Origin of the sequence: Staphylococcus sp. HMSC06C11, from assembly GCF_001808345.1 — a bacterium.
Lineage (GTDB): Bacteria > Bacillota > Bacilli > Staphylococcales > Staphylococcaceae > Staphylococcus > Staphylococcus capitis.
In genome coordinates this window covers 278,704-290,587 of the sequence record NZ_KV793038.1, presented here as the reverse complement: position 1 = coordinate 290,587, position 11,884 = coordinate 278,704, and the positions used below count along the sequence as shown (strand labels likewise).

Below are 11,884 nucleotides of genomic sequence, written 5' to 3'. Positions count from 1 at the left end.
TCGTAAACATTACTATTTACATAACTTTCACGAAGTTGTATAGTATTATGCGAGGTGAAAACATGACAACGCCAGTTTTCGAATTACGAAATATAAATTACTATTTTGATAATAAACATGTACTTGAAAATATTAATATTAAAATCAACAAAGGTGAGTTTCTAGCCATCGTTGGTCCTAATGGAGCGGGAAAATCCACCTTATTAAAAGTGATACTTGGACTATTACCTTTACAAAAAGGCGAGATTTTTGTTGAAGGAAAAATGTATAAAGGAAATAAAACTTCATTAAAAATTAGTTATGTTTCTCAAAAAGCAACAGCTTTTAATGCGGGGTTCCCAGCAAGTGTGAAAGAGGTTGTTCTGAGCGGACTAACAAAGACTAAAAGACTGTTTCAAAGATTTAATAAAGAAGATAATAAGAAAGTTGAACAAGTGCTAAAAAAATTAAATATTGCACATTTAATTAACAAAAACATTGCAGAGTTATCAGGTGGCCAACAACAGCGTGTTTTAATTGCTAGAGCATTAATATCTAATCCAAGTGTATTAGTTTTAGACGAACCGACAAATGGCATTGATGCCAAACATGTTAGTGAGTTTTATGCTACATTAGATACGCTAAAAAAAGAGGGTATTACTATTATTTTAGTAACGCATGATATCGGAGTTGTAGCTGATACTGCTACTGAAGTTGCTTGCTTAAACAAACATCTTCATTTCCATGGTACAACTGAAGATTTTAAATCTTTAGATGAAGTTGAAATTTCAAAAATATATGGTCATCCAATACAATTTGTTGATCATCAACACAATCGTGATTGTTGTAATGAAAATATTGAAACTGGATAAAAATATAATATTTATTGAGGAGTGTAACTTGTGATAGATGCGTTATTAAATTTTGATTTTATGAGATATTCTCTTATTAGCGGTATTTTAATTGGCTTTATCGCACCTTTAATTGGCGCTTTTATTGTTGTTAGAAGACTATCTCTTATTGCTGACGCTTTAAGCCATGTCACTTTAGGCGGTATATCCTTTGGTATGTTTTTACTTACAATATTACCTACACTTTCATTTGTTAATCCCATGTGGTTTGGAATACTTTTTGCTGTTATAGGTGCACTTTTAATTGAAAAGCTAAGAACATCTTTTTCAAATTATCAAGAAATAGCAATACCTATTATTATGAGTGCCGGCATCGCACTGAGTGCCATCTTTATTTCATTAGCAGATGGATTTAATCAAGAAATTGTCGGATTACTTTTTGGATCAATTAGCGCTGTTAATTTAAGTGATTTAAATACCATTATCATAATCGCAATTATAGTTGTATTTTTTATAATATTATTTTATAAAGAATTATTTATCCTATCTTTCGATGAAGAATATAGTAAAGTCATTGGTATTCCAAAATGGATACAATTCTTATTTATTATTATTGTTGCAATGGTTATCTCTGCTTCAATGAGAGTTGTAGGAATTCTGCTAGTTAGTGCATTGATTACTTTGCCTATAGCAATCTCAATGAGAATAACTAAAGGTTTTAAACAGCTCATAGCACTAAGTGTTGCGCTAGGTGAGTTATCCGTAATAATGGGATTAGTACTTGCATTTTATATGAACATTTCACCTGGTGGTGTTATTGTAGTATTATTAGTAATCATGCTTATAATCACGATGGCTTACCAAAAGTTAAAAGTTAAGTTTAAAAAGGGAGCAATTTCAAATGAATACAAATGATGCTATTAAAATTTTAAAAGATAATGGATTAAAATATACAGATAAACGTAAAGACATGTTAGATATATTCGTTGAAGAGGATAAGTATCTTAACGCTAAGCACATTCAACAAAAAATGGATAAAGATTATCCAGGTATATCTTTTGATACTGTATACCGTAATCTTCATCTTTTTAAAGATTTGGGTATTATAGAGAGTACTGAGTTAGAAGGTGAAATGAAGTTTAGAATAGCTTGCACAAACCACCACCATCATCATTTTATTTGTGAAAATTGTGGAGATACTAAAGTCATAGACTTTTGTCCAATTGAACAAATAAAGCAATATTTACCTAATGTGGCAATTCATACCCACAAATTAGAAGTGTATGGTGTATGTGAATCATGTCAAAAAAATGCTTAAATATAGAATGAATTATGATTTAAATATCACAGCAACCTTAGAGGGGTTGCTTTTTTATTTTCAAAAACTTGATTGTTAAAACATAGGCCAATGGTCTGAAAAATTAGTTTCTAAGAATTTTCATGTTTAAATGGCTTTAAACTGAGATATACTAATGATGTAACAAAATAATTAGTAGCTATATATAATAATTACTATGTAAGCATATTCATTGTTGCTATTAAAGCTACTTGTTATGATAATTGTACAGACAATTTAGGAGGATGATTATTTATGGCTTTTGAATTACCAAAATTACCTTATGCATATGATGCATTAGAACCACACATTGATAAACAAACTATGGAAATTCACCATGACAAACACCATAACACATATGTAACTAAATTAAACTCAGCAGTTGAAGGAACAGATTTAGAAGCTAAATCAATCGAAGAAATTGTTGCTAATTTAGATAGCGTACCTTCAGATATTCAAACTGCAGTACGTAATAATGGTGGCGGTCACTTAAACCACTCATTATTCTGGGAATTATTATCACCAAATTCTGAAGAAAAAGGTGAAGTAGTAGACAAAATTAAAGAACAATGGGGTTCTTTAGATGAATTCAAAAAAGAATTTGCAGATAAAGCTGCTGCACGCTTTGGATCTGGTTGGGCATGGTTAGTAGTAAATAACGGTCAATTAGAAATCGTTACTACTCCAAACCAAGATAACCCATTAACTGAAGGTAAAACTCCAATCTTAGGTTTAGATGTTTGGGAACATGCTTATTACCTTAAATATCAAAATAAACGTCCAGATTATATTAGTGCATTCTGGAACGTTGTTAACTGGGAAAAAGTTGACGAATTATACAAAGCAGCAAAATAATTTTGCACATTTGTTAACGGTCTCATCTAGAGACCGTTATTTTTTTGTCAAAATGATAGAAAAATAATCTAATATAATATATCATTTGTATGAGACACGTTGAATAGAGGTAGGTTGTTTTGCTGAAAAGATTAAAAGAAAAATCAAATGATGAGAGAACCAGAAACACCATGAATAAGAGGATTAATTTCGTATTCGGTTTTATCGTGTTAATCTTCGCAATTTTAGTGTTAAGGTTAGGTTATTTGCAAATAGCACAAGGATCACATTATAAACAATTAATTAAGAATGATGAAAACATAACTGTTAACGAATCAGTGCCGAGGGGCCGCATATTAGATAGAAATGGCAAAGTCCTTGTAGACAATGCTTCAAAAATGGCAATTACATATACTCGAAATCGAAAAACAACTCAACAAGAAATGTTAGATACTGCTAAAAAATTATCTGACCTTATTAAAATGGATACAGATAAAATTACTGAACGAGATAAAAAAGATTTCTGGGTACAAATACATCCTGAGAAAGCAAAACGATTAATGAAGAAAGAACAGTCATTGTTAGAGAGTGGTAATATCACTCAAGAACAATATGATAATCAACAAAGAGACAAAATTGGTAAAAAACAATTAGATGAACTTAGTAAAAAAGATTTACAAGTTTTAGCCATTTATCGTGAAATGAACGCAGGATCTACTTTAGATCCACAAACTATAAAAAATGAAGACGTTACAGAAAAGGAATATGCTGCTGTATCCCAGCAACTTTCAAAATTACCTGGGGTAAATACTTCAATGGATTGGGATAGAAAATATCCATATGGAGACTCACTAAGAGGAATTTTTGGTGATGTATCTACTTCAACAGAAGGTATCCCTAAAGAACTAACAGAACAGTATTTATCTAAAGGATATTCAAGAAATGATAGAGTAGGTAAATCATATTTAGAATATCAATATGAAGATGTTCTAAAAGGCACTAAAAAACAAATGAAATATACAACAGATAAATCGGGCAAAGTTATAAACTCAGAGGTCATTAATCCAGGTTCAAGAGGTCATGACTTACAATTAACTATTGATATCGATTTACAGAAGAAAGTTGAATCTTTACTTGAAAAAGAAATTTCAACATTAAGAAGCCAAGGCGCTAAAGATATGGATAATGCACTTATAGTGGTTCAAAATCCTAAGAATGGTGATATATTAGCGATGGCTGGTAAACAAATTAATAAACAAGGTAAGTTAAAAGATTTTGATATTGGTAACTTTACAGCTCAGTATGCAGTAGGCTCCTCAGTTAAAGGCGGAACATTATTAGCTGGCTACCAAAACCATGCAATTAAAGTTGGAGAAACAATGGTTGATGAACCTTTAAAATTCCAAGGAGGTCTTACTAAGCGTTCATACTTTAATAAAAATGGCAGAGTCACAATAAATGATAAAGAAGCCCTAATGCACTCTTCAAACGTATATATGTTTAAAACAGCATTAAAATTAGCTGGAGACCCTTATTTCTCAGGTATGCCACTACCTAATGATATAGCGATAGCTGGACAAAAATTGCGTAAAGGATTAAATCAAGTGGGTCTAGGTGTTAAAACAGGTGTTGATTTACCTAACGAGACTCCTGGACAAATCGAACCATTGACTAATAATCCAGGTAATTACCTAGACTTGTCTATAGGACAATATGACACATATACGCCATTACAACTATCACAATACGTATCAACGATTGCTAATAATGGTTATAGAATTCAACCACATATCGGTCTTGCAATACATGAATCTACAAATAAAGATGATTTAGGTCCATTAAAACGAAAAATTAAAGGAAACGTCTTAAATAAAGTGAACAACTCCGAAAATGAAATTAAAGAAGTACAAGATGGATTTAAAATGGCGTTTAATGAGAAAGACGGTACTGGTTACGCTAGTTTCAAAAATACTGTGGTTCCTTCGGCAGGTAAAACAGGTACAGCAGAGGTATTCCAAAACGGAGAATCTAGAGTTAACTCAACATATATTGGTTATGCCCCTATTAAAGATCCTAAATTATCATTCTCTATTGTTTATACTAACCAGCCTGTACCACCACCTTGGTTAAATGGCGGAGACCTAGGCCGAGATGTTATCAACTATTATTTCAGAGACAGAGACAAAAAAGATGATAAAGATGAATCTCACTCTGACAATAAACAACAAAACGAAAGCACTAATGAAAATAGTAACGCTGATAACAATGATAATTAGATTTGATAATAAATTATTAATAAAATCTTCTTTGCAATTACTTATGTAATTGGTATAATGATAAGGTCGTATTTAGAAAAGGTAAGGAGGAATAATCATGCGCGTAAACGTTACATTAGCTTGTACTGAATGTGGAGATAGAAACTACATCTCAACTAAAAACAAAAGAAACAACCCTGAACGTATTGAAATGAAAAAATACTGTGCACGTGATAATAAACAAACTTTACACCGTGAAACTAAATAATTAGGTTTATCTAAAGTAAACTTAATCTAACTAATCAAGAAACCTCAATTATGAGGTTTCTTTTTTTATAGCTGAGAATACATCTCAACTTAATGACATCATAATTGATTAACGTTATAATATGAGGTGAACAAAGTGGGTGAAAATGTTGAGTAAAAAACATATAAGACGAGCAACAATTGAAAAACTTAAAGGTTTTAATAAAGATAAAAAAAGTATCGCAGATCAATGGTTAGCTAATGAATTATTTAATACACAAGCTTATCAAGATGCTAAATCGATAGGTTTTGTGTTATCAATGCCACATGAGGTCGACACTTATCACTTAATAGAGTCCTCTATAATGAATGATAAGAAAGTCTACGTACCTGAGACAGATTATAAAAATAAGCGTATGTCATTCAAACGCTTATTATCTCTTAATGATATTGAAAAAGATGAAAAAGGAATCTATCATGCTGTTTCAAATACTGAACATACTAATGACATGGATTTATTAGTAGTCCCAGGTGTTGCCTTTGAAGAGAATGGCTATCGTATCGGTTACGGTGGCGGTTACTACGATAAATTTTTAACTCAATTTAAAACTCGAACTGTTAGCTTGCTATATGATTTTCAACTTACTACATTTGATAAAGAATCATTCGATCAACCCGTTGATCAACTAATTATATATAACAATAATGTAGTGGAGGAATAAATGATTATCGATAAACTTTATTGGAAAACCTTATACTACTGGATTAGATATTTAAACTATGATTTGTTAAGCAGTGAAAAGGAAAATAATGAAATTTGGCTAGTACATAAAAGAAAAAAATCTGTAGTGGTTTTTAGAAGAGATGTTACTACCTCACAAGAAATCAGATTTGATAAGTCTAAAGTTAAAGAGAATTTTAACCAATTAGAACAAACTATAGGTTTTAAACCAAAGTCATTCAATTTTTATTATTTCACTGATAAAGACTTTCTAGAAGAAAAAAATAATGAGAGTCATCCTATAAAAATTCAATTTCACATTATTAGAAATGTTAAAGATATAAAAGCAATTACCCCACATTTTGTACTTTACAAAATGCTTGTAAACAACGAGGATAAAAAGACTTATTCTCACTATAAAAGAAAAGTTTTAACCAATAATCCTCTTGATAGACACATGCAAAGATTCACACCGGCTACATATGTCTTAATTATCACAAATGTAATCATATGGTTATGTATGATTTTATATCTTAATCGATTCTCAGATGTTAAATTACTAGAAGTAGGTGGGCTTGTACATTTTAATGTTGTTCATGGAGAATGGTATAGGCTTATTTCTTCGATGTTTTTACATTTTAATTTTGAACACATATTAATGAATATGCTTTCCTTATTTATTTTTGGGAAGATTGTTGAATCAATAGTGGGTTCTTGGAGAATGTTAGTTATATATTTTGTGTCAGGATTATTTGGTAATTTTGTATCCTTATCATTTAATACCTCCACAATTTCAGTAGGAGCGAGTGGGGCAATATTTGGATTAATAGGTTCAATTTTCGCAATAATGTACTTAAGTAAGACTTTTGATAGAAAAGTTATTGGCCAATTACTTATAGCCTTACTAATTTTAATATGTTTATCACTTTTCATGTCTAATATTAATATTATGGCTCACTTAGGTGGATTTATTGGTGGCCTTTTAATTACACTTATAGGATATTACTTTAATGTAAATCGTAATTTGTTTTGGATATTATTAATTGTTTTACTATTGATATTTGTTATATTACAAATCAGAATATTTACTATTAAAGAAGACAATATTTATGACAAACTTATTAAAGATCAAATGCTAGGTGGTCACTACGGAGAAGCGAGAAACGTGGTTAACCAAACATTAAATAAAAATTATGCTGATGATGAAACCTATTATTTGAGCGGTTTAATTACAGCAACTGAAGAATCGCAATCTGAGGCTATCGCAGAATGGGAAAGAGGAATAAAAAAATATCCTAATTCTGGTATACTCAATTATGAATTAGCCATCGCAAATCGCTCATTAAGTGATGACAAAAAAGCATTGAAATATGCTAAAAAAGCTGCAAAGAGCGATCCTAGTAATACAAATTATAAAAATTTACAAAAAGAGTTGAGTGAATCAAGTGACTCGAAAGATAAATAACTTTTATGATGTTTTACAGTTACTAAAAAAATATGGTTTCATCATTTACTTTAAAGATCCAGAAGATATGTATGAAATGATGTTACAAGAGGTAAAATCTTTATATAACTTTCAACTATTATCTAAAGATGAATATCTAAAATGTATTTTGATAATTAATCAGAGAAGGAATGAACATAAATGACAAATATTATTTTAGCGGCCGATATTGGCGGAACAACTTGTAAATTGGGAATTTTTGATACTCATCTAGAACAATTACATAAATGGTCAATTCATACAGATACTAGTGATCATACAGGTGAATTATTGCTGAAAAATATTTATGATTCTTTTGTAGAGAAAGTAAAAGAATTTAACTATGATTTTACTAATGTTCAAGGAGTAGGAATTGGGGTGCCCGGACCAGTTAATTTCGAAACTGGAGTAGTGAATGGTGCAGTAAACTTGCATTGGACAGGAAACGTTAATGTTAGAGAAATATTCCAAAAATATGTAGATTGCCCAGTCTATGTTGATAATGATGCAAATGTTGCAGCGTTAGGCGAAAAGCATAAAGGTGCTGGCGAAGGTTCAGATGATGTTGTTGCTATTACATTAGGTACTGGACTAGGCGGCGGTATCATTTCAAATGGAGAAATTGTACATGGTCACAATGGATCAGGAGCTGAAATCGGCCACATGCGTGCAGATTTTGATCAACGTTTTAATTGTAATTGTGGTAAAGCTGGTTGTATAGAAACTGTAGCATCCGCAACTGGGGTAGTTAATTTAGTAAATTTCTATTATCCTAAACTTACTTTTAAATCTTCAATTTTACAATTAATAAAAGATAATAAAGTAACGGCTAAAGCTGTTTTTGATGCTGCTAAAGCTGGTGATCAATTCTGTATTTTTATCACAGAAAAAGTTGCAAATTATATTGGTTATTTATGTAGCATTATAAGTGTTACTAGTAATCCTAAATATATTGTACTAGGTGGTGGCATGTCTACAGCTGGACCAATTCTAATTGAAAATATTAAAACTGAATATCGCAATTTAACATTTACTCCAGCTCAATTTGAAACAGAAATTGTACAAGCACAACTTGGAAATGATGCTGGAATCACAGGTGCCGCAGGATTAATTAAAACATATGTACTAGATAAAGAGGGTGTTAAGTAATGGCAATTGTAGATGTCGTAGTTATTCCAGTAGGAACAGAAGGTCCTAGCGTAAGCAAATATATAGCAGAAATACAAACTAAACTTAATGAATTTAAAGAAGAAGGTAAAATTGATTACCAACTAACACCAATGAACACACTTATCGAAGGTGATCTAAAGGACCTATTCGAAGTCATTCAAGCAATACATGAATTACCTTTCAACAAAGGGTTAGACAGAGTATGTACAAATATTCGAATTGATGATCGTCGCGATAAATCAAGAAAGATGAATGATAAACTCAAATCTGTTCAAAAACATTTAAATAATAGTGGTGAACAATAATGAGAATTTCAAATTTAACTTTAGGTTTAGTGGATACAAACGCATATTTCATTGAAAATGAAGAAAGTGTTATATTAATAGATCCTTCAAGTGAAAGTGATAAAATCATTAAAAAATTAAATCAAATTAATAAGCCATTGAAAGCGATTCTATTAACTCATGCTCACTACGATCACATAGGAGCTTTAGATGACATCATTTCTAAATATGACGTTCCTGTTTATATGCATCAAGAGGAATTTGATTTTTTACAAGATCCAGAAAAAAATGGTGCATCTAAATTTAAACAATATGGTATGCCTCAAGTTATAAGCTATGCTAAACCTTCAAAATTAGAAGAAGGATCAAAAGAGATTGAGGGCTTCAAATTTGACGTATTACACACTCCAGGACATTCTCCAGGTAGTTTAACTTACGTTTTTGATGAATTTGCTGTAGTGGGTGACACTTTATTTAATAATGGCATTGGTAGAACTGATCTTTATAGAGGGGACTACGAAACATTAGTTGATTCTATTAAAGATAAGATATTTGAACTTGAAGGCGATTTACCGTTATTCCCTGGTCACGGTCCATATACTACTGTTGATGATGAACAATTAAACCCTTTTTTAAATGGTTAATTAAATAAAGTAATTATTTCACCTCCTACGTTGATATATGTAGGAGGTGATTTTTTTATGAAAATATTATTCCAAGAGATAGTTAATTATGCTATAAAGCACGCTGCAAGTGATATACATTTTATTCCTACTGAGCACCATACTTTAATTAAACTAAGAATCAACGTTCAACTTATTAATTACGATACACTGGCACATGCTATTTACAAAAAGTTACTTGTTTATATGAAGTTCAAATCAGGCTTAGATGTTTCGACCCAACAGCTAGCCCAAAGTGGAAGATATACTTATAAATTGCAAAATATGTATTACTTAAGAATCTCTACACTGCCTTTATCTTTAGGTAATGAAAGTTGCGTTATAAGAATCGTACCTCAATATTTCCAACAAAGACGTGACTCATATGAATTTAAAGATTTTAAGCACTTAATGAATAAAAAACAAGGATTATTACTTTTTAGTGGTCCAACTGGCTCTGGGAAAAGCACTTTAATGTATCAAATGGTAATGCATGCCCATCAAAATTTAAATTTAAATGTTATTTCAATTGAGGATCCTGTTGAGCAATTATTAGATGGGATAACTCAAATTTCAGTTAATGAAAAGGCCGGGATAAATTATACTAACTCTTTTAAAGCCATACTTAGATGTGACCCTGATGTCATTTTGATTGGAGAAATTCGTGATGCTTATATTGCTAAATGTGTTATACAAGCAAGTCTAAGTGGTCATTTAGTGCTTACAACTTTACATGCTAATGATTGTAAAGGGGCTTTACTTCGTCTACTAGAAATGGGTGTAACAGTGCAAGAATTATGTCAATCTATAAATTTAATATCTAATCAAAGACTTATCACCACACAAACTAATACGCGTGAATTAGTTTGTGAAGTAATGAACCAAAATCAAGTAGAATACTTTTTTGAACACAATCATGAACTACCAAATAGCTTCACTAAGCTGGCTACACATCTAACTAATCTATCTAAGGAAGGGGTAATTTGTGAAGAGGTTGTTAATAAGTATACTTAAACCTAACAGAAAAAAGAATCTTACCGAAGCTCAATCCATTGAACTACTTCAACGACTAAAACATTTATTTGAACATGGATTCACATTGTATGAAAGCTTTCAATTTCTAAATTTACACTTTATTTATAGAGATAAAAACATAAGTAAAATAATAATAGAATCTATTCAAGCAGGTGGAACATGTTATGAAGTATTGAAGATGATTGGTTACCCCGAAATTATACTTACTCAAGTAAAATTTGCAGAACAGTATGGAAATTTAGAAGTTGCAATGGCAGACGCCATTGAATATATGAGAAGAAACTTGAAGGCTAAAAAGGCATTTCTAAAAACTATTCAATATCCAATAGTGCTGATAAGTATATTTCTAATCATGCTAATCGTGTTAAATATGACTGTGATACCTCAATTTCAACAATTATACGCGACTATGAATGTTCAACTATCTACTTTACAAAATATACTTACCGTTTTCATTACAAAGTTGCCTGCTTTTGTATTATTGCTTACATTTTGTTCAATTGTGATATATATAATTATTTATAAACTTCTAAACAAAATTCCCATAAATAAAAAAATAAAATATATAGTTGAAATCCCCTTTGTCAATTCTTACTATAAAATATTCAGAACTTATCAAATATCTAATGAACTCTCTCTTTTTTATAAAAACGGTATAAGCCTTCAACATATTGTTCATATATATAGAAATGAGCAAAACAATGAATTTTTTAAATATTTAGGTGACTACTTATTAAAAAGTATTGATAAAGGGATGTCACTACCGTCTATATTAAATAGCTTAAAATGCTTTCAACCTGATCTAATCAAATTTATTGAGCAAGGGGAAAAAAGCGGAAAACTAGATATTGAATTAAAGTTATATAGCCAAATGTTACTACATCATTTTGAAGATAAAGTTCTCAAGCAAACTAAATTTATTCAACCAGTCATTTTCTTTATATTAGGTCTATTTATAGTTTCTTTATATCTTGTAATCATGTTACCTATGTTTGAACTAATGCAAACTATCAAATAGGGAGGACTCT

The 11,884-nt window shown here is 30.6% G+C and carries 14 protein-coding genes; all 14 read left to right on the top strand.

The window, feature by feature from the left end; all coding sequences use genetic code 11:
- Positions 1 to 47 precede the first annotated feature (47 nt).
- The 14 genes from HMPREF3154_RS04810 to comGB all read left to right on the top strand — a co-directional run bounded on the left by HMPREF3154_RS04810 (position 48) and on the right by comGB (position 11,874).
- Complete coding sequence (locus HMPREF3154_RS04810) at positions 48 to 851, top strand: metal ABC transporter ATP-binding protein (RefSeq protein ID WP_087671590.1); 804 nt, start codon at positions 48 to 50, stop codon at positions 849 to 851.
- Between the two features lie 30 nt (positions 852 to 881).
- Positions 882 to 1,745 (top strand): metal ABC transporter permease, encoded by an 864-nt coding sequence (locus HMPREF3154_RS04805; RefSeq protein WP_002453342.1) that lies wholly within the window; start codon positions 882 to 884, stop codon positions 1,743 to 1,745.
- On the top strand, positions 1,732 to 2,148 hold the full coding sequence (locus HMPREF3154_RS04800) for a Fur family transcriptional regulator (RefSeq protein ID WP_002433544.1): 417 nt from the start codon (positions 1,732 to 1,734) through the stop codon (positions 2,146 to 2,148). Before HMPREF3154_RS04805 ends, HMPREF3154_RS04800 begins: the two co-directional genes overlap by 14 nt.
- A 273-nt stretch (positions 2,149 to 2,421) precedes the next feature.
- Positions 2,422 to 3,021: a superoxide dismutase gene (locus HMPREF3154_RS04795; RefSeq protein ID WP_002433778.1), complete on the top strand. Its 600-nt coding sequence runs from the start codon at positions 2,422 to 2,424 to the stop codon at positions 3,019 to 3,021.
- 119 nt (positions 3,022 to 3,140) lie between these two features.
- Positions 3,141 to 5,276 (top strand): peptidoglycan D,D-transpeptidase FtsI family protein, encoded by a 2,136-nt coding sequence (locus tag HMPREF3154_RS04790; RefSeq protein ID WP_037549245.1) that lies wholly within the window; start codon positions 3,141 to 3,143, stop codon positions 5,274 to 5,276.
- 97 nt (positions 5,277 to 5,373) lie between these two features.
- Entirely contained in the window at positions 5,374 to 5,523 is a 150-nt protein-coding gene (gene rpmG, locus HMPREF3154_RS04785) for a 50S ribosomal protein L33 (RefSeq protein WP_002433802.1), read from the top strand.
- 148 nt (positions 5,524 to 5,671) lie between these two features.
- On the top strand, positions 5,672 to 6,223 hold the full coding sequence (locus tag HMPREF3154_RS04780) for a 5-formyltetrahydrofolate cyclo-ligase (RefSeq protein ID WP_030063896.1): 552 nt from the start codon (positions 5,672 to 5,674) through the stop codon (positions 6,221 to 6,223).
- Positions 6,224 to 7,687, top strand: a complete 1,464-nt coding sequence (locus HMPREF3154_RS04775) for a rhomboid family intramembrane serine protease (RefSeq protein ID WP_023350197.1) — start codon at positions 6,224 to 6,226, stop codon at positions 7,685 to 7,687.
- The gene (locus HMPREF3154_RS04770) at positions 7,668 to 7,871 is read left to right on the top strand and encodes a YqgQ family protein (protein WP_002433937.1); all 204 of its coding nucleotides are present in this window, start codon (positions 7,668 to 7,670) and stop codon (positions 7,869 to 7,871) included. The genes HMPREF3154_RS04775 and HMPREF3154_RS04770 overlap by 20 nt, the downstream gene beginning before the upstream one ends.
- The gene (locus HMPREF3154_RS04765) at positions 7,868 to 8,854 is read left to right on the top strand and encodes an ROK family glucokinase (RefSeq protein WP_023350198.1); all 987 of its coding nucleotides are present in this window, start codon (positions 7,868 to 7,870) and stop codon (positions 8,852 to 8,854) included. The genes HMPREF3154_RS04770 and HMPREF3154_RS04765 overlap by 4 nt, the downstream gene beginning before the upstream one ends.
- Entirely contained in the window at positions 8,854 to 9,180 is a 327-nt protein-coding gene (locus HMPREF3154_RS04760; RefSeq protein ID WP_002433945.1) for an MTH1187 family thiamine-binding protein, read from the top strand. Before HMPREF3154_RS04765 ends, HMPREF3154_RS04760 begins: the two co-directional genes overlap by 1 nt.
- Positions 9,180 to 9,803, top strand: coding sequence for an MBL fold metallo-hydrolase (locus HMPREF3154_RS04755; RefSeq protein WP_023350199.1), 624 nt, complete (start codon positions 9,180 to 9,182; stop codon positions 9,801 to 9,803). Before HMPREF3154_RS04760 ends, HMPREF3154_RS04755 begins: the two co-directional genes overlap by 1 nt.
- Positions 9,804 to 9,860: 57 nt before the next feature.
- On the top strand, positions 9,861 to 10,835 hold the full coding sequence (comGA, locus tag HMPREF3154_RS04750) for a competence type IV pilus ATPase ComGA (RefSeq protein ID WP_070474415.1): 975 nt from the start codon (positions 9,861 to 9,863) through the stop codon (positions 10,833 to 10,835).
- Positions 10,807 to 11,874, top strand: coding sequence for a competence type IV pilus assembly protein ComGB (gene comGB, locus HMPREF3154_RS04745; protein WP_023350201.1), 1,068 nt, complete (start codon positions 10,807 to 10,809; stop codon positions 11,872 to 11,874). Before comGA ends, comGB begins: the two co-directional genes overlap by 29 nt.
- Positions 11,875 to 11,884: the final 10 nt, after the last annotated feature.

Bases quoted from the DNA above. Each gene is read 5' to 3' on its own strand.
- HMPREF3154_RS04810 (WP_087671590.1), top strand. From the start codon at position 48: ATGCGAGGTGAAAACATGACAACGCCAGTTTTCGAATTACGAAATATA.
- HMPREF3154_RS04800 (WP_002433544.1), top strand. From the start codon at position 1,732: ATGAATACAAATGATGCTATTAAAATTTTAAAAGATAATGGATTAAAA.
- HMPREF3154_RS04795 (WP_002433778.1), top strand. From the start codon at position 2,422: ATGGCTTTTGAATTACCAAAATTACCTTATGCATATGATGCATTAGAA.
- rpmG (WP_002433802.1), top strand. From the start codon at position 5,374: ATGCGCGTAAACGTTACATTAGCTTGTACTGAATGTGGAGATAGAAAC.
- HMPREF3154_RS04775 (WP_023350197.1), top strand. From the start codon at position 6,224: ATGATTATCGATAAACTTTATTGGAAAACCTTATACTACTGGATTAGA.
- HMPREF3154_RS04765 (WP_023350198.1), top strand. From the start codon at position 7,868: ATGACAAATATTATTTTAGCGGCCGATATTGGCGGAACAACTTGTAAA.
- HMPREF3154_RS04760 (WP_002433945.1), top strand. From the start codon at position 8,854: ATGGCAATTGTAGATGTCGTAGTTATTCCAGTAGGAACAGAAGGTCCT.
- HMPREF3154_RS04755 (WP_023350199.1), top strand. From the start codon at position 9,180: ATGAGAATTTCAAATTTAACTTTAGGTTTAGTGGATACAAACGCATAT.
- comGA (WP_070474415.1), top strand. From the start codon at position 9,861: ATGAAAATATTATTCCAAGAGATAGTTAATTATGCTATAAAGCACGCT.